We start from the raw sequence: 17400 nt of genomic DNA, 5'->3' as shown, positions 1-17400 counted from the left end.
GGCGATGGCCCCGGCATGTGGAGGGCCCCGCAGTTAGGCATGCCTAACTAGCACCGCCCGCGAGGCCGGGACAAAGATGGCAGTGTTGCGAGAGGAGTCCTGCATTGAGCACTGTGGACAGCTTCGGAGCCAAAGGCGTCCTGAACGTCGGCGGAACCGAGTACGAAATTTTCCGGCTGAATTCTGTGGAAGGCGCCGAAAGCCTCCCGTTCAGCCTCAAGGTCCTCCTGGAGAACCTGCTCCGCACCGAAGACGGTGCGAACATCACGGCGGACCACATCCGCGCCCTGGCCGGCTGGGACGAGAACGCCCAGCCGAGCACCGAGATCCAGTTCACCCCCGCCCGCGTCATCATGCAGGACTTCACGGGCGTGCCCTGCGTCGTCGACCTCGCCACGATGCGCGAGGCCGTCAAGGAGCTCGGCGGAGACCCCACGCGGGTCAACCCGCTGGCCCCGGCTGAGCTCGTGATCGACCACTCGGTCCAGATCGACGTGTTCGGCAACGCCGGCGCGATCGAGCGCAACATGGAGATCGAGTACCAGCGCAACGGCGAGCGGTACCAGTTCCTGCGCTGGGGCCAGAGCGCGTTCGAGGACTTCAAGGTCGTCCCCCCGGGCATGGGCATCGTGCACCAGGTCAACATCGAGTACCTGGCCCGCACCGTCATGACCCGCGAGGTCGAGGGCAAGCTGCGCGCCTACCCCGACACCCTCGTCGGCACCGACTCCCACACGACGATGGTCAACGGCCTCGGCGTCCTCGGCTGGGGCGTCGGCGGCATCGAGGCCGAGGCCGCGATGCTCGGCCAGCCGGTCTCCATGCTCATCCCGCGTGTGGTCGGCTTCAAGCTCTCCGGCGAGATCCCCGCCGGCGCGACCGCGACCGACGTCGTGCTCACCATCACCGAGATGCTGCGCAAGCACGGCGTGGTCGGCAAGTTCGTCGAGTTCTACGGCGAGGGTGTCGCTGCGGTGCCGCTGGCCAACCGCGCGACCATCGGCAACATGAGCCCGGAGTTCGGCTCCACGGCGGCGATCTTCCCGATCGACGGCGTCACGCTCGACTACCTCCGCCTCACCGGGCGCTCCGAGGAGAACGTGGCCCTCGTCGAGGCCTACGCCAAGGAGCAGGGCCTCTGGCACGACGCCTCCCGCGAGCCGCGCTTCTCCGAGTACCTCGAGCTCGACCTCTCCACCGTGGTCCCCTCGATCTCCGGCCCGAAGCGCCCGCAGGACCGCATCGAGCTCTCCGACGCGAAGGAGCAGTTCCGCAAGGACCTGCACAACTACGTCGAGGTCGGCAACGGCCACCCGGAGGACGGCAGCGTCGACGAGACCATCGACGAGTCCTTCCCCGCCTCGGACGCCCCGTCGACCACGCAGGCCGACAGCCACGTCCACGACACGGCGCGCCTGGCCAACCCGGTCGAGTCCGCCGCGTCCAACGCGTTCGGGCGCCCGTCCACCCCGACCCACGTGAAGATGGCCGACGGCCGCGAGTTCGAGCTCGACCACGGCGCGGTCTCGATCGCCTCGATCACGTCCTGCACGAACACGTCCAACCCCTCGGTCATGCTCGCGGCCGCCGTGCTCGCGCGCAACGCCGTGAACAAGGGCCTGGTGTCCAAGCCCTGGGTCAAGACCTCCGTCGCCCCGGGCTCGAAGGTCGTCACGGACTACTACGAGAAGTCCGGGCTCGTCCCGTACCTCGAGAAGCTCGGCTTCTTCACCGTCGGCTACGGCTGCACCACGTGCATCGGCAACTCCGGCCCGCTCGAGGCCGAGATCTCCGAGGCCGTCCAGGCCAACGACCTCTCGGTGACGGCGGTCCTCTCCGGCAACCGCAACTTCGAGGGCCGCATCAACCCGGACGTGAAGATGAACTACCTCGCGTCCCCGCCGCTCGTGATCGCCTACGCGCTGGCCGGCACGATGGACTTCGACTTCGACGCCGAGCCGCTGGGCCAGGACCAGGACGGCAACGACGTCTACCTCAAGGACATCTGGCCGAACCCGAACGAGGTCCAGGAAGTCATGGACGCCTCGATCGACCAGGACATGTTCACCAAGTCCTACGCGACGATCTTCGACGGCGACGAGCGCTGGCAGTCCCTGCCCACGCCCACCGGCGACACCTTCGAGTGGGCGGAGGACTCCACCTACGTCCGCAAGCCCCCGTACTTCGAGGGCATGAAGGCGCAGCCGGAGCCGGTCGCGGACATCGACGGCGCCCGGGTGCTGCTCAAGCTCGGCGACTCCGTCACGACCGACCACATCTCCCCGGCTGGCTCGTTCAAGTCGGACACCCCCGCGGGCCAGTACCTCCTGGCCCACGGCGTGGAGCGCAAGGACTTCAACTCCTACGGCTCCCGGCGTGGCAACCACGAGGTCATGATCCGCGGCACCTTCGCGAACATCCGCATCAAGAACCAGCTCCTCGACGGCGTCGAGGGCGGCTTCACGAAGGACTTCACGCAGGACGGCGCCCCGCAGGCCTACGTCTACGACGCCGCCATGAACTACCAGAAGGCCGGCACCCCGCTCGTGGTCATCGCGGGCAAGGAGTACGGCTCCGGCTCCTCGCGCGACTGGGCCGCGAAGGGCACCGCCCTGCTGGGCGTCAAGGCCGTCATCGCGGAGAGCTACGAGCGCATCCACCGCTCGAACCTCATCGGCATGGGCGTCCTGCCGCTGCAGTTCCCCGAGGGCGAGTCCGCCGCGACCGTCGGCCTGACCGGCAACGAGGTGTTCTCGATCCAGGGCATCACGGCGCTCAACGAGGGCTCGACCCCGTCCACCGTGAAGGTGACCGCCACGTCGGAGGACGGTTCCGAGAAGTCGTTCGACGCCGTCGTGCGCATCGACACCCCCGGCGAGGCGGACTACTACCGCAACGGCGGCATCCTGCAGTACGTGCTGCGCCAGATCTCGGCGCGCTGACGCCCCACGGCGACAGCGTCGGCGCAGGCCGGCAGCAAGGAGGGCCCCACCATCCGGTGGGGCCCTCCGCCGTGTCCGGCATGGCTGCATCCGGCCTACGCGCGGGTAGCAGGGGAAACACCGCGGGGGCCGGAGGCGTTACAGTGGTTCGTGCACGTTTCGAGCAAGGAGTCGCCCTTGGGCATCTTGGATTCCATCGAGGGGCCGAAGGACCTCGCCCGCCTCGGCTCCGCCGAGCTCGAGGACCTCGCGGGGGAGATCCGGCAGTTCCTGATCCGCAATGTCGCCCAGACCGGCGGCCACCTCGGGCCGAACCTCGGCGTCGTGGAGCTGACGCTGGCGATCCACCGCATCTTCGAGTCCCCGCGCGACAGCATCATCTTCGACACCGGGCACCAGTCCTACGTCCACAAGCTGCTGACCGGCCGCAGGGACTTCTCCACCCTCCGGCAGGAGGGCGGCCTCTCGGGCTACCCCTCCCGCGCCGAGAGCGAGCACGACATCGTCGAGTCCTCGCACGCCTCCTCCTCGCTGTCCTGGGCCGACGGGATCTCCCGCGCCCGCAGGCTCACGGGCGAGGGCGACCGCTACACCGTGGTCGTGGTGGGCGACGGCGCCCTCACGGGCGGCATGGCCTGGGAGGCGCTGAACAACATCGCCTCGGACAAGGACCGCCGCGTCGTGATCGTGGTCAACGACAACGGCCGCTCCTACGCCCCGACCGTCGGCGGCCTCGCCGACTACCTCGCGTCCCTGCGCACCGCGATCGACAAGGTCCGCACCGCCCCGGCCTACGAGGGCATGCTCGAGGTCGCGAAGAGGCGCCTGCAGAACGGCGGCCCCGTGGGCCAGTTCGTGTACAAGGGCCTGCACGCCACCAAGAAGGGCATCAAGGACTGGTGGGCCCCCCAGGGCATGTTCGAGGACCTCGGGCTCAAGTACGTCGGCCCGGTGGACGGCCATGACCAGCGCGCCCTCGAGGAGGCGCTCGCGACGGCCAGGAACTTCGCCGGCCCCGTGATCGTCCACGCGATCACCGAGAAGGGCCATGGGTACGCCCCGGCCCGCAACCACGAGGCCGACCAGTTCCACGCGGTCGGCGTGATCGACCCCGAGACGGGGCAGCCCACCGGACCCGGGTCGGGGCCCTCGTGGACCTCGGTCTTCGCGGAGGAGATCGCGGCGATCGCCGACGAGCGCGAGGACGTCGTCGGCATCACCGGCGCCATGCTCATCCCGGTCGGCCTGGCCACCTTCGCGCAGCGCCATCCGGACCGCGTCATCGACGTCGGCATCGCCGAGCAGCACGCCGTCACGAGCGCCGCGGGCCTCGCCTTCGGCGGGCTGCACCCCGTCGTCGCGGTGTATGCGACCTTCCTGAACCGGGCCTACGACCAGCTCCTGATGGATGTGGCCCTGCACAAGGCCGGCGTGACCCTCGTGCTGGACCGCGCCGGGGTCACCGGCCCCGACGGCGCGAGCCACCACGGCCAGTGGGACATGGCGCTCGTGCAGAGCGTGCCCGGGCTGCACCTCGCCGCCCCGCGGGACGCGACCCGGCTGCGCGAGGAGCTCCGCGAGGCGATCGCGGTCGACGACGCCCCGACCGTCGTACGCTTCTCCAAGGGGACCGTCGGGGCCGAGACGGAGGCGCTCGAGCGCCTCGACGACGGCGTCGACGTGCTCGCCCGAACCGGCGAGGACACCGAGGACGACGGCGAGACCGGGCCCGACGTGCTGCTCGTGGCCGTGGGCGCCATGAGCGACCTCGCGCTCGAGGTCGCCCAGCGGTTGGACCACCAGGGGATCAGCTCCACGGTCGTGGACCCGCGCTGGGTCCTGCCCGTGCCGCGGAGCATCATCCGCCTCGCGGCGCGGCACCGCATCGTGGTGTGCCTCGAGGACGGCGTCCGTGCCGGCGGGGTCGGCTCGAGGATCCGCCAGGAGATGCGCGCCGCCGGCGTGGACACGGCCCTGAACGAGGTCGGCCTCCCGGTGGAGTTCCTCGACCACGGCTCGCGGTCGCAGGTCCTCGCCCGGGTCGGCCTGACCGCCCAGCAGGTCGCGCACGACATCGTGGCCCAGGTCCTGGGGACCAAGGTCCCGTTCGCGCGGCCGCTGCCGGGCCAGGCTGCCCCCACCACGGGCACGCTCCCCAAGCTGTGAGCGGGCGCGCCCCCGGTTCGGCCCCAGGGGCGTGGCCGATCCAGCCGCCCCCGCCGGCCGACGCCCCGCGCCCCGGAGAGCTCGTCGTCGCCCGGAACCGCAAATGGGACGGGACCGGCCACTGGGTCGTCCCCGGCTTCGGGCTGGGCGAGGACGAGCACGGCTGGTGGATCTACCAGGGGCGCGGCGAGTTCATCTCTCGGCCCGGTGCCGCGCTCCACACGCGCTCCGACGCGGTCCTGCTCATCCCGCGCGCGGGCGGCTACGCGGCGACGTTCTACGACGACACCAACCCCGGCGACTTCCGCGTGTACGTGGACCTCGCGTGGGACCTCTCCTGGCACCGCATCGGCGTGCCGGCGGGGGAGGGCCATCCCGGCGTCGTCGAGTTCCACATGGTCGACATGGACCTGGACGTGATCCGCTCGGCGCACCACGGCGTCTTCGTCGACGACGAGGACGAGTTCACCGAGCACGCGGCCACGATGGCCTACCCGGACGGCCTGGTCGCAGCCGTCCGGTCCGAGTGCGCGCGGCTGCACCGGGCAGTGCTCGCGGGCACCGGCCCCTTTGACGGCATCTCCGACGCCTGGATGGCGTTGGGACGGAAGGAGAACCCATGAGCTACGCGCGCGTCTACCGGCGCCGGGACGACGGCACGCTCGAGTTCCGGGAGGCGTGGCACGACGAGGAGGGCGGCCAGTTCGTGGTGAACCACGGCGTGGTCGGCCACCAGTCCGCGACGGAGGCCACGCACGACGTCGACGCTGCCGCCGCCGAGGGGCTCATGGCGGCCTTCGCTGCCCAGTGCGAGCAGGACGGCTACGCCCCGGTCGGCGACGAAGACCTGTGGCGGGTCGTGGCGCAGTTCGCGCTCAAGACGGCCGATGGCACCGACCGGGACCGGGCCCTCGAGCGCCAGGCCGTCCAGGCCCTCTCGGCCCACCTCGCCTGGCGCGGGCTCGGGTCGGTCGAGGGCAGCGCCATCGGCAACGGCCGGCTCAACGTGTTCGCGACGTGCGTCGACCCGGCCAAGGCCGTCGCGGCGGTCAAGACGTGCCTGCGCGAGGCCACGAGCGACTACACGAAGCTCTCGGTCGCCGTCGCCCCGCTCGCCGATCCGGACGCCTTCAAGCTCAAGCACGCCCCCGCCGGGGTCCGCGGCTTCTCACTGTGAGGACCGTGGGCGCCGCCCCGTGGGGCCCGCTGCCGGCGGGGCGTCGCTGCCCCGGGCCGCACGGGTAGTCTGGCCCCATGACTGACTACCGCCGCCTCGGCCACTCCGGCCTGACCGTCTCGACCGTCGGCCTCGGCTGCAACAACCTCGGCCGCGCCAACACCCCGACCGAGACGCAGGAGGGCACCGACGCGGTCGTCCACGCCGCGATCGACGCGGGGATCACCCTCTTCGACGTCGCCGACGTGTACGGCCGCACCCCGGGACTGAGCGAGGAGATGCTCGGGAAGGCGCTCAAGGGCCGCCGCGACGACGTCGTGGTCGCCACGAAGTTCGGCATGGACATGCACGGCGCGAACGGTAAGGACTTCGGCGCGCGCGGCTCGCGGCGCTACATCCGCACCGCCGTCGAGGCCTCCCTCCGCCGCCTCGGCACGGACTGGATCGACCTGTACCAGTACCACACCCCGGACACCGAGACCCCGATCGAGGAGACCCTCTCGGCGCTCGACGACCTCGTGCGCGAGGGGAAGGTGCGCTACATCGGGCACTCGAACCGCACGGGCTGGCAGATCGCCGAGGCGGAGTTCACCGCGCGGACGGGCGGGTTCACCCCGTTCATCTCGAGCCAGAACCACTACAACCTCCTCGACCGGCGCGCCGAGCTCGAGGTCACGGAGGCCGCCGAGGCGTACGGACTCGGGGTCCTGCCCTACTTCCCGCTCGCGAACGGGCTCCTGACGGGCAAGTACTCCCGCGGCAGCGCCCCGGAGGGCTCGCGGCTCTCCCACACCCGCACCAACCTCGTCCACGACGCCGACTGGGACCAGCTCGACCGATTCTCGGCGTTCGCCGAGGAGCGGGGGCTGACCGAGCTGGAGGTCGCGTTCTCGTGGCTCGCCGCCCAGCCCTCGGTCGCGAGCGTCATCGCGGGAGCCACCAAGCCCGAGCAGATCCGCCAGAACGCCGAGGCGGCCTCGTGGGAGCCGAGCGCCGAGGACCTCGCCGAGCTCGACGAGATCTTCCCGAAGACGCCGCGCGTCGCGCTCTTCTAGGGACCGCGCACCCGTGCACGAGAACTCCCGGCCGGTGCACCACGAGCCGGGCCGTCCGCCGAGGGCCGTCCTGCTCGACTGCGACACGGGGATCGACGACGCCCTCGCGCTGCTGTACCTGTGCAGCCAGCCGCAGGTGGAGCTCGTCGCCGTGACGAGCACCCCGGGCAACGTCGACGCCGACCAGGTCGCGGCGAACAACCTCGCCCTCCTCGAACTGTGCGGGCGGCCCGACGTGCCCGTGGCGATCGGCGCGAGGAAGCCCCTCGAGGTCCCGCTCGTCACGACCACCGAGACGCACGGGCCCCAGGGGATCGGCTACGCGGAGCTGCCCGCGGCGCGCCGGGCACCCGAGGCGCGCGACGCCGTCGACCTCTGGGTCGAGGCTGCCCGCGCCCGCCCGGGGGAGCTCACGGCGCTCATCACGGCCCCGCTGACCAACTTCGCCCTCGCCCTGCGAGCCGAGCCGCGCCTCCCCGAGCTGCTCGCAGGAGTGGTGATCATGGGGGGCGCCTACTACTACCAGGGCAACACGACGCCCACGGCCGAGTGGAACACGCACGTGGACCCGCACGCGGCCGCCGAGGTCTTCGCTGCCTTCTCCGGCCAGCCCGAGGGCCGGCTGCCGACCGTGTGCGCGCTCGAGACCACCGAGCGGATCGAGATGCACCCGCGGCACCTCGCCGCCCTCGCCGAGGCCGCCGGCTGCAGCGAGCCGGAGCTCGTGCTCCCGGACCAGCCCCAGGGGCAGCGCTCCGCCGCCTCGAACCGGCTCGTCCGGCACGTGAGCGACATGCTGCGCTTCTACTTCGAGTTCCACCGGCACTACGACCAGGGCTACGTGGCGCACATCCACGACTACTTCGCCGCGAGCGTGGCCGCGGGGACAGCGCGCTACGCCACGCGGGCGGCGGCCGTGCACGTGGAGACCAGGGCGCCCCGCCTGATGGGCACCACGGTCGCCGACTACCGCGGCCTGTGGGACGAGCCCCCGTCGGCGCGCATCGTGAGCGCCAACCATCCCGAGGAGGCGTTCGCGGAGCTCGTCGCCTCGCTCGGCGCCCTCGCGCGCCGGGTGGGCTAGAATTTCTGTGCCCCGGCCCGGCCGGGGGACGACCGCCGAGGTGACATAGGCGGGAGGCAACCACTTTCCGCAACCGCTGCATCCGTGAAGGACGTGCCCTGGCCATGTCGCACCCCCTGACAGAAGACGCCCCGCGCCGCTCCCCGCTCAGGACGGTCCTCATCGTCCTCGGCGCCGCCGCCATCGTCGCGACGTTCGTCTACCTCGCGGCCACCTCTCCCGCCGAGCCCGTGGACACGCCCTCGGCCTCCGCCGCCCTCGTGGCGCTCACGGGCTACGGGATCGCCACGGTCCTCCTCTTCGCCGGCATCCTGCCCACCCTGCCGACCACGACGCTCGCGCTCATCCCCGTGGCCCTCGTGCTGAACATCGTGCTCGGCCAGTTCGTCGGCACGACGCTCGTGCCGATCTACCTCGACTCGATCGGCACCGTCCTCGTCGGCTTCCTCGCCGGTCCTGCGGCCGGCGCGGCGACGGGGCTGCTGAGCACGATCGTGTGGTCCTTCTTCAACCCGACCCTCATCCCGTTCGCCGCCGGGGCGGCCGCCATCGGCGCCCTCGCCGGGCTCACCGCGCGGATCGGTGCGGTGCGGCGGTGCTGGTGGGTCCCCGTCGCCGGGCTCGTCACCGGCGCGGTCGCGGCGGTCATCGGCTCGACCGTCGCAGTGGCGGTCTTCGGCGGGACCTCCACCGGCGCGACGGGGGCGGTCATCGCCGTGTTCCGCGCCGCGGGGGACAGCCTCGTCGACTCGGTCGTGAAGGGCTCGATCGCGTCCGACCTGACCGACAAGCTCGTCACGTTCGTCGTCGCGGCCGCCCTGGCCTACGCCCTCCCGCGGCGGGCGACGGCGCGCTTCGAGTTCGTCCGGGCGCACCGCGTGCTCGCCCGGCGCCGCGGCGCCGAGGCGGCCCCCGCTGCCTGAGCAACCCGCGGCGGCCGCCGCCGGCCGCCGCCTCAATCCGCTCACGGGGCTCGCGCTGGCCGCGACGGGCGCCGTCGCGTGCTTCGCGGCGGCCCACTGGGCGGTGTGGGCGGGGGCGCTGTTCGCGGCGGGTGCCCTGTCCGCCCGCGCGGGCACGCTGCGGCGGCTGGGCGCCGCGGCGGGCCTCGTCGTCGCGCCGTTCGCGCTGTGGGCGTTCCTGATCCACGGGCTCTTCTTCCCCGAAGGTGCCACGGTGCTCGCCGCGTGGGGGCCCGCCCGCGTCACGGTCGAGGGACTCGCCTACGCCGGGGCGTTCGTGCTGCGCACCGCCGCCCTGGTGGGCACCATGCTCGCATTCTCGGTCTGGGCGGACGTGGCCGTCCTCCGGGCGGCCCTCGTCCGGCGCGGCGTCCCGGCGCCGCTCGGCTACGTCCTCGCCTCGGCCCTGGGCCTCGCCGCCACCGTCTCCGACCGCATGCGCCGCATCCGCGAGGCGCAGGAGGCGCGCGGCCTCGTCGTCCGGCCCGGGCCCGGCGGCCGCGTCCTCGCGGCCCGGCTCCAGGCCGTCCCGCTCGTGCTCGCCCTCGTGGACGAGGCCGGCGAGCGCGCCCTCGCCCTCGACGCGCGCGGACAGGCACTCCCCGGCCCCCGCACGGCGTACGTGGACGAGCCGGACTCCGCGGCCCAGCGCGTCCTGCGGTGGGCGCTCGTCGCCGCCTCGGCGGGCCTGGTGGCGGCGGCCCTCGTCCCCGGGGTGGCCCACGCGGCTGCCGCGACGGGCGGCGGGGGATGAGCGCGGGTACCGAACCGGTGCTCGCGGCGCACGTCGAGCGCTTCGCGTACGACGCCGGGCCGCCGGCCCTGCGGGACGTCCGCCTCACGCTCGGGCCGGGCTCCCTCACCGCGGTGCTCGGTGCCTCGGGCAGCGGCACGTCGACGCTCGCCAAGGTCCTCGCCGGCTGGGCCATCGCCGGCGGCCAGAACACCCTTGCCGGCTGTCTCGAGCTCGGCTCCGGCGTGGGCCGCGCGGCCCCGGGGGACCACGCCGCCGTCCCCGCCGGTCCCGGCAGCCTGCACGGAGCGCCCGCCCGGCTCGTGTTCCGCGGACTGCCCAGCGACCCGCGGCTGCGGCTCGGGGCATGGGGGCAGCATGTCGCCTACGTCCCGCAGCGGCCCGCGGACCTGCTCACCGGCGCGTCCGCCTCGGTCGGCGAGGAGATCGCGTTCGCCCTCGAGCAGCGTGCCGTGCCGCGCGGCCCGATGCGCGAGCGCACCGCGCGCGCGGCGGAGGCGCTCGGCCTGGGGCCCCTGCTCGAGAGGGACCCGGCCCAGCTTTCCGGCGGCGAGCAGCGCCGCCTCGCCCTCGCCTGTGCGATCATCGCCGAACCGGCGGTCCTCATCCTCGATGACCCCACAGCCTCGCTCGACGCGGCCGGCAGCGCGGCCCTCTGGCGCCTCATCGCAGCCCAGCGGGCCAGGGGCGCCGCCGTGGTGGTCGCCGGCGCCTGCGCCGACTCGATCGCCCGCCGCGCCGACCACTGGATCCTCCTCCGCGCCGGGTCGGCCGCGGCCACCGGGAGCCCGGCCGAGGTGCTAGCCTCCGCGGCCTTCGCCGGCTCCGGCGTGCTCGCGCGCGAGCCTGGGGACGAGCTCCCCGCCGCGCACGGGCCCGCCGGCCGCGGCGCTGACTCCGGTGCGTCCGCGGGCTCCCTGGAGCCGACCCCCCTCGCGGCGCTCGAGCGGGTCAGCTTCGCCTACCGCGGCGCGGGGCGTCCCGTCCTCGACGGGGCAGACCTGGCGGTCGCCCCCGGCGAGGTCGTCGCCCTCACCGGGCCCAACGGCGCAGGGAAGTCCACCGCGCTGAGGCACCTCGCAGGCCTCCTGCGCCCCCAGACCGGGCGCGTCAGCGTCGTCGGTGCCGACATCGCGGGGATCCCGGCAGGTCGGGTCGCGGACCACGTGGGCACCCTGTTCCAGGAGCCCCGCGACCAGCTGTTCGAGCGCACGGCCCTGCGTGAAGTGTCCTTCGGGCTGCGCCTGCGGGCGCCGGGCCGACGCCGCCTTGGCGCGGACGCCGCCCGCCGCCGCGCGCTCGAGGCGCTCGAGGAGGTGGGCCTCGCGGCCGATGCCGAGGCACACCCGTACGACCTGCCTGCCTCCGCACAGCGCCTGCTCGCGCTCGCGACGGTCCTCGCGCGGCGGCCGAAGGTCCTCCTGCTCGACGAGCCGACGGTAGGCCTGGACGGGACCTCGCTCGGCCGCCTCGAAGCGGTCGTGGGACGGGCCGCGGAGGCGGGGGCCGGCGTCGTGCTCTCGACCCATGCCCTGGCGTGGGCGAGGCGCCACGCCCACCGCGTCCTCGCCCTCGAGGACGGGCGCTTCGTGCCCGCCTGAGCGTCGACCCCCGGGAGCCGCCGCCCGGGGTCCGGTAGTGTCGATTCCGGGCCGCTCGGCGGCGGCCCCGGAGCAGGAGGAGGACGCGTGGGCGCAGCGTGGGAGCGCTGGGAGGGCTTCTGGGTGGCCGGTGTGCACCGCGGCGCGGTCTTCCGGACGTTCGACGGCGAGCTGCTCGCCACGCGGGTGGCGTTCGAGGACGGCGCCGGGACCCTGTTCGCCTCCGAGTCCCTCCTGCGGCTGGCCCCGTCCGGGGAGACGTGGCACGCCTTCCGGTACCGCCAGGAGCCGGGCGGGCTCGAGGAGGGCGCGCGCCGCGACGAGGCCGAGCTCGGCGCCGACACGCTTCCGGCGAGCGGGGAGTACCTGCTCGTCGCCCAGCTGGCCGCTTCCGACCGCGCCGGCGCCGCATACCGGCGGGTCGAGGAGGCGGCGCCGGACGGGCTCCCCGCGCCCGCGGAGATCCGCCGGCATCCGGCCGAGCCCATCGACCTCCCCGACGGCCGCTCGGTGGCCGCAGAACGCTTCGACGTCACGGCCGGCGGCCAGCGCGTCGCGTCCTACTGGACGCACGGCGGCGCAGTGGTCCGCAGCGCGTGGGCAGGTGCCCTCTGCTTCGCAGCGGGCTCGGCCGCGGACGCGCTCGTGGGCACCGACGAGCGGCTGGGAGCCTTCCTGACCGAGGGCTTCCCCCCGCCCTGACCGCACCACCACGCCGGAGACCCCGCAGCACCACGGTGTTGCGGGGTCTCTGGCGGACGGCTGTGAGGCCCTTGGCGGATCAGGATTCGCGGTGGAACGGCTTCCCGTTGACCCGCTCGGAGGCGCCCACGCGGTCCAGGTACGGCGTGATGCCGCCGAGGTGCATCGGCCACCCCGCGCCCAGGATCATGCACAGGTCCACGTCCTCGGGACCGGCGACCACGCCCTCGGCGAGCATGAGCCCGATCTCCTCTGCGAGGGCGTCCTGGCAGCGCGCGAGGACCTGCTCGGACGTGGACGGGACGTCCCCGAAGGAGAGCACCGTGAGGGCCTCGGGCCGGATCTCGCGGCGGCCATCCGGCCCCGTCGCCCAGAGGCCCTTCACCCCGGCGTCGATGAGCGCCTGCTGGTTGGCCGAGACATGGAACCTGTCGCCGAACGCGGCGTGGAGGGACTCTGCGACGTGCTGGGCGACCGGCAGGCCCACCATCTCGGCGAGCACGAACGGCGGCATCGGCAGTCCCATGGGAGCGAGCGCGTTGTCGGCGACCTCGGCCGGCGTGCCCTCGTCGAAGGCCGCCGTGACCTCGCCCATGAGCCGCAGGAGCACGCGGTTCACCACGAAGGCCGCGGCGTCCTTGACGAGCACCGCCGTCTTCTTCAGCGCCTTCGCGAGGACGAAGGCGGTCGCGAGCACCGCGTCGTCCGTGGCGGGGGCCCGGACGATCTCGATGAGCGGCATGACGGCGACGGGGTTGAAGAAGTGGAAGCCGACCACGCGTTCGGGATGCGCGAGGTCCTCCGCCATGGCCGTGACGGACAGCGACGAGGTATTGGTCGCGAGGATGCACTCCGGCTTGACCACGGCCTCCACCTCGGCGAGGACCTGCTTCTTGACCGAGAGCTCCTCGAACACGGCCTCGATCACGAAGTCGGCATCGGCGAACTCGGCCTTCGAGACGGAGCCGCTCACGAGGGCCTTGGTGCGGTTCGCTGCGTCGCGCGAGATCCTGCCCTTGGCCAGGAGCTTGTCCACCTCGCCGTGCACGTGGCCCACGCCTTTGTCCACGCGGGCCTGGTCCACGTCGGTCATGACCACCGGGACCTTGAGCTGGCGCGCGAACACGAGGGCGAGCTGGCTGGCCATGAGTCCTGCCCCCACCACGCCGACCTTCGTGACCGGGCGGGCCAGCTTCGCGTCGGGCGCGCCGGCGGGCCGCTTGGCGCGCTTCTGGACGAGGTCCAGGAAGGCGTAGACGGTGTCGCGGAACTGTGGTGTCTGCATCAGCCCGGTGAGGGCCGCGACCTCGAGCTCCGCCGACTCCTGCTGGGTCGCGGTGGCGCCGGCCTCGAACACGTCGAGGACCTTGCCCGGTGCAGGGGCGGCGTTGGAGGTCCTCGCGGCGACGAACGCCCGGCCTGCCTCCGCTGCCGCCGCCCAGCGCTCGGCCGCGGCGCGGTCGGTGCGGGGTTCGACCGCGTTCGGCCGCTCGACGGCTGTCTGGCCCGCGAGGACGGACGCTGCCCAGGCGAGGGAGCGCTCGAGGAAGTCGGCGGGCTCGAAGAGCGCGTCCGCGATGCCGAGCCGGTAGGCCTCCTGGCCGCCGATGGTGCGGTTGTTGCTCAGGGGATTCTCGATCATGACCTTCAGCGCGGCCTCCGGGCCGGTGAGGCGGGGGAGCCGCCACACGCCGCCCCAGCCGGGGACGAGGCCGATGAAGGCCTCGGGCAGGCCGATGCCCTGGGCGCCCCCCGAGACGGTGCGGTAGGTGCAGGCGAGGGCGATCTCGAGGCCGCCGCCGAGGGCCACGCCGTTGATGAACGCGAACGTGGGGACGCCGAGGTCGGCGAGCAGGTCGTAGGCGGCGTGGCCGAGACGGGCCATCTGCTCGCCGGCGGCGGGATCGCGCAGCGTCTTGACGGTCGTGAGGTCGGCGCCGGCCACGAGGAAGTACGGCTTGCCCGTGACCGCGACGGCCTCGATCTCGCCGGCGGCGGCCCGGTCGCGGAGGCGCTCGAGCGTGCGGCCGAGCTCGATGAGCGTCCGCGGGCCGAGGGTGGTCGGCTTGGTGTGGTCGAGGCCGTTGTCGAGGGTGATGAGGGCGATGCGGAAGGACCGGCCGCCTGCGGGGACCTCGACCTCGTTGACGAGGGAGCGCGTGACGATCTCGTCGGGCACCTGGGCGGCGAGCGCCTCGAACGCGTCGAAGGTGGACTGGGCAGTCATGGCGGTGTTCACTCGCCCTTTCCGTAGTCGGCGTGGTGGGGGTTCTCCCAGATGACCGTGCCCCCCATGCCGAGGCCGATGCACATGGTGGTGATGCCGTAGCGGACTCCGGGGTCCTCGGCGAACTGGCGCGCGAGCTGGGTCATGAGGCGCACGCCCGAGGACGCGAGCGGGTGCCCGACGGCGATGGCGCCGCCGTAGCGGTTGACGCGGGGATCGTCGTCGGCGATGCCGAAGTGGTCGAGGAAGCTCAGGACCTGGACGGCGAACGCTTCGTTGACCTCGAACAGGCCGATGTCATCGATGGTGAGGCCGGCCTTCGCGAGGGCCTTCTCGGTGGACGGCACGGGGCCGATGCCCATGACCTCCGGCTCAACGCCGGCGAACGCGTAGGAGACGAGGCGCATCTTCGGCGCGAGGCCGAGTTCCTCGGCGGTCTCGGCGGAGGTGAGGAGGCACGCGGTCGCGCCGTCGTTGAGCCCGGCGGCGTTGCCGGCCGTCACGCGCCCATGCGGCCGGAAGGGGGTGCGCAGCGTCGCGAGGTCCTGGACGGTCGTGCCGGGGCGCGGCGGCTCGTCTGCGGTCGCGAGGCCGAACCCTTCGCCGGGGCGATGGGTGGCGACGGGCACGAGGTCGGGCTGGATCCTGCCGTCTGCGTAGGCGGCGGCGAGCTTGGCCTGGGAGGCGGCGGCGTAGGCGTCGGCGCGCTCCTTGGTGATGGCGGGGAAGCGGTCGTGCAGGTTCTCCGCGGTGTTGCCCATGTTCAGGGCCGCAGGGTCGACGAGGCGCTCCGACATGAAGCGCGGATTGGGGTCGGCGCCCTGTCCCATGGGGTGGTTGCCCATGTGCTCGACGCCGCCGGCGATCACGACGTCGTAGGCGCCGACGCCGATTCCGCTGGCCGTCGCGGTCACGGCGGTCATCGCGCCGGCGCACATGCGGTCCACCGCGAAGCCGGGGACAGAGCGGGGCAGGCCGGCGAGGAGCGCGGCGGTGCGCCCGATCGTGAGGCCCTGGTCGCCGGTCTGGGTGGTCGCGGCGATGGAGACCTCGTCCACGCGCTCGGCGGGGAGGGACGGATTGCGGCGCAGCAGCTCGCGGATCGTCTTCACGACGAGGTCGTCGGCGCGGGTGCCGTGGTAGATCCCCTTTTCTCCGGCCTTGCCGAAGGGGGTGCGGACGCCGTCGACGAAGACGACGTCCCGGATGTGCCTGCTGGACATGGGCAGCTCCTTGGATGTCTGGCGGGCGGTGACCGCCCTCACAGCCATGTTACTGAGCAGTAACTTGGTCTGCAACGGCGACGCCCCGCCGGCCCCGAGGAGGCCGTGTCAGCCCTGCCCCGAGGCTGCGGCCTCTGCCCCCGCGGAGGCCTTGAGGGGGCGCGGGTGCTGGAACGCGTCCACGAGCAGCGGCACCGTCTCGGTGATCTGCCATGGCCGTGCTCCCAGACCCCGCAGCGCGTCGGCGAGCGTGTCGGGCGTGAGGGGCTCGGGCGGCCGCCACGCGACGCGTCGCAGGTGGTCCGGCGTGAGGAGGTTCTCCGTGGGCATGGCGAGCTCCCCGGCGCGTGCGGCGATCCGCGGCCGGGCCGCCTTGAGCCGGGCCGCGGCTTCTGGGTCGCGGTCGTCCCACACGCGGGGCGGGGGCGGACCGGAGCTCGGCAGGTGCAGCGGCGGCAGCTCGCTCGCATCGAGGTGCTGGGCCGTGGCGACGGCGCGGAGCCAGCGCGGCGCCTCGCGCTGGGCCGCGCGGCCGTGGAAGCCCTTGGTGGCCAGCAGCTGGGGGACGGTGGCGGGCATCGCCCGTGCCACGGCGACGAGGGCCGAGTCCGGGATCAGCTTGCCGGGCGCGATGTCCCGCTTCTGGGCCAGCGCGTCGCGCTCGAGCCAGAGCTCGCGCACCGCGGCGAGCTGGCGGCGGTCGCGGATCTGGTGCAGCCCCGAGGTGCGCCGCCACGGATCGGCCTTCGGCTCGGCTACGCCGGCGGCGAGGATCGCCGCGAATTCCTCCGCCGCGAACCCGAGCTTGCCCTGGGACTCGAGCAGGTCGGCGAGCTCGTCCCGCAGCTCGACGAGGACCTCGACGTCGAGCGCCGCGTAGCGAAGCCAGGGCTCGGGAAGGGGCCGGGTCGACCAGTCGGCCGCCGAGTGCTCTTTGGCGAGGCTGAAGCCGAGGAGCTGCTCGACGACGGCGGCGAGCCCCACGCGGGGGAGGCCTGCGAGCCGGGCGGCGAGCTCGGTGTCGAAGAGACGGTCGGGCCACATGCCGAGCTCGGAGAGGCAGGGGAGGTCCTGCGTGGAGGCGTGGATGATCCATTCGACCCCGGCCAGGGCGTCGTTGAGGATGGCGAGGTCTCCGAACGGCTCGGGGTCGATGAGCCACGTCCCGGATCCCTCGCGGCGGATCTGGACCAGGAAGGCGCGCTGCCCGTACCGGAACCCCGAGGCGCGCTCGGCGTCCACCCCGGCGGGCCCGGTGCCCCGGGCGAGGGAGGCGGCGGCCCGTTCGAGGCCTTCCTGCGTGGAGATCACGAGGGGGACGCCGTCGCGCGGCTCGTCGAGCTGGATGACCGCGGGGACCGGGACCCCGAAGCCTTCCACCAGGATGTTCTCTGGCGTCGTCGTGGCGGGCGGGGGGACCTGGGTCGCTTCCGGGCCCTGATCGGGTCCGCTGCCCGATCCCGTCCCTGTGGCGTCGTGGGGCTGTGCGGTCATGATGGCGCCAGTC

General features: G+C 73.3%; 13 protein-coding genes. 10 read left to right on the top strand and 3 right to left on the bottom strand.

Going from position 1 to position 17400, the window contains the following annotated elements:
- Positions 1 to 104 precede the first annotated feature (104 nt).
- From J2W21_RS13045 to J2W21_RS13000, 10 genes are all read left to right on the top strand, one after another.
- Positions 105 to 2942: an aconitate hydratase gene (locus J2W21_RS13045; RefSeq protein ID WP_307114939.1), complete on the top strand. Its 2838-nt coding sequence runs from the start codon at positions 105 to 107 to the stop codon at positions 2940 to 2942.
- Between the two features lie 177 nt (positions 2943 to 3119).
- A complete protein-coding gene (dxs, locus tag J2W21_RS13040; RefSeq protein ID WP_307114938.1) occupies positions 3120 to 5108 on the top strand; it encodes a 1-deoxy-D-xylulose-5-phosphate synthase in 1989 nt (662 codons plus the stop codon).
- Positions 5109 to 5146: 38 nt separating this feature from the next.
- On the top strand, positions 5147 to 5731 hold the full coding sequence (locus J2W21_RS13035) for a DUF402 domain-containing protein (protein WP_307115055.1): 585 nt from the start codon (positions 5147 to 5149) through the stop codon (positions 5729 to 5731).
- The gene (locus J2W21_RS13030; protein ID WP_307114937.1) at positions 5728 to 6285 is read left to right on the top strand and encodes a hypothetical protein; all 558 of its coding nucleotides are present in this window, start codon (positions 5728 to 5730) and stop codon (positions 6283 to 6285) included. The genes J2W21_RS13035 and J2W21_RS13030 overlap by 4 nt, the downstream gene beginning before the upstream one ends.
- A 77-nt stretch (positions 6286 to 6362) precedes the next feature.
- A complete protein-coding gene (locus tag J2W21_RS13025; RefSeq protein ID WP_307114936.1) occupies positions 6363 to 7340 on the top strand; it encodes an aldo/keto reductase in 978 nt (325 codons plus the stop codon).
- 13 nt (positions 7341 to 7353) lie between these two features.
- Entirely contained in the window at positions 7354 to 8424 is a 1071-nt protein-coding gene (locus J2W21_RS13020; RefSeq protein WP_307114935.1) for a nucleoside hydrolase, read from the top strand.
- A 104-nt stretch (positions 8425 to 8528) separates the two neighbouring features.
- Positions 8529 to 9347, top strand: a complete 819-nt coding sequence (locus J2W21_RS13015; RefSeq protein ID WP_307114934.1) for an ECF transporter S component — start codon at positions 8529 to 8531, stop codon at positions 9345 to 9347.
- A gap of 103 nt (positions 9348 to 9450) precedes the next feature.
- Positions 9451 to 10140: an energy-coupling factor transporter transmembrane component T gene (locus J2W21_RS13010; RefSeq protein ID WP_307114933.1), complete on the top strand. Its 690-nt coding sequence runs from the start codon at positions 9451 to 9453 to the stop codon at positions 10138 to 10140.
- Positions 10137 to 11741, top strand: a complete 1605-nt coding sequence (locus tag J2W21_RS13005) for an ABC transporter ATP-binding protein (RefSeq protein WP_307114932.1) — start codon at positions 10137 to 10139, stop codon at positions 11739 to 11741. Before J2W21_RS13010 ends, J2W21_RS13005 begins: the two co-directional genes overlap by 4 nt.
- A gap of 87 nt (positions 11742 to 11828) precedes the next feature.
- Positions 11829 to 12443, top strand: a complete 615-nt coding sequence (locus J2W21_RS13000) for a hypothetical protein (RefSeq protein WP_307114931.1) — start codon at positions 11829 to 11831, stop codon at positions 12441 to 12443.
- A 79-nt stretch (positions 12444 to 12522) separates the two neighbouring features.
- On the opposite strand, the gene J2W21_RS12995 is transcribed toward J2W21_RS13000, so the two are convergent.
- The 3 genes from J2W21_RS12995 to J2W21_RS12985 all read right to left on the bottom strand — a co-directional run bounded on the left by J2W21_RS12995 (position 12523) and on the right by J2W21_RS12985 (position 17387).
- Positions 12523 to 14670, bottom strand: coding sequence for a 3-hydroxyacyl-CoA dehydrogenase NAD-binding domain-containing protein (locus J2W21_RS12995; protein ID WP_307114930.1), 2148 nt, complete (start codon positions 14668 to 14670; stop codon positions 12523 to 12525).
- 8 nt (positions 14671 to 14678) lie between these two features.
- Entirely contained in the window at positions 14679 to 15893 is a 1215-nt protein-coding gene (locus J2W21_RS12990; protein WP_307114929.1) for a thiolase family protein, read from the bottom strand.
- Positions 15894 to 16001: 108 nt separating this feature from the next.
- Positions 16002 to 17387: an HRDC domain-containing protein gene (locus J2W21_RS12985; protein ID WP_307114928.1), complete on the bottom strand. Its 1386-nt coding sequence runs from the start codon at positions 17385 to 17387 to the stop codon at positions 16002 to 16004.
- Positions 17388 to 17400 lie beyond the last annotated feature (13 nt).

The organism is Sinomonas atrocyanea (assembly GCF_030811715.1).
Taxonomy (GTDB): Bacteria; Actinomycetota; Actinomycetes; order Actinomycetales; family Micrococcaceae; genus Sinomonas; species Sinomonas atrocyanea_A.
The sequence above is the reverse complement of the archived record's forward strand: the minus strand, read 5'-3'. Positions and strand labels throughout refer to the sequence as shown.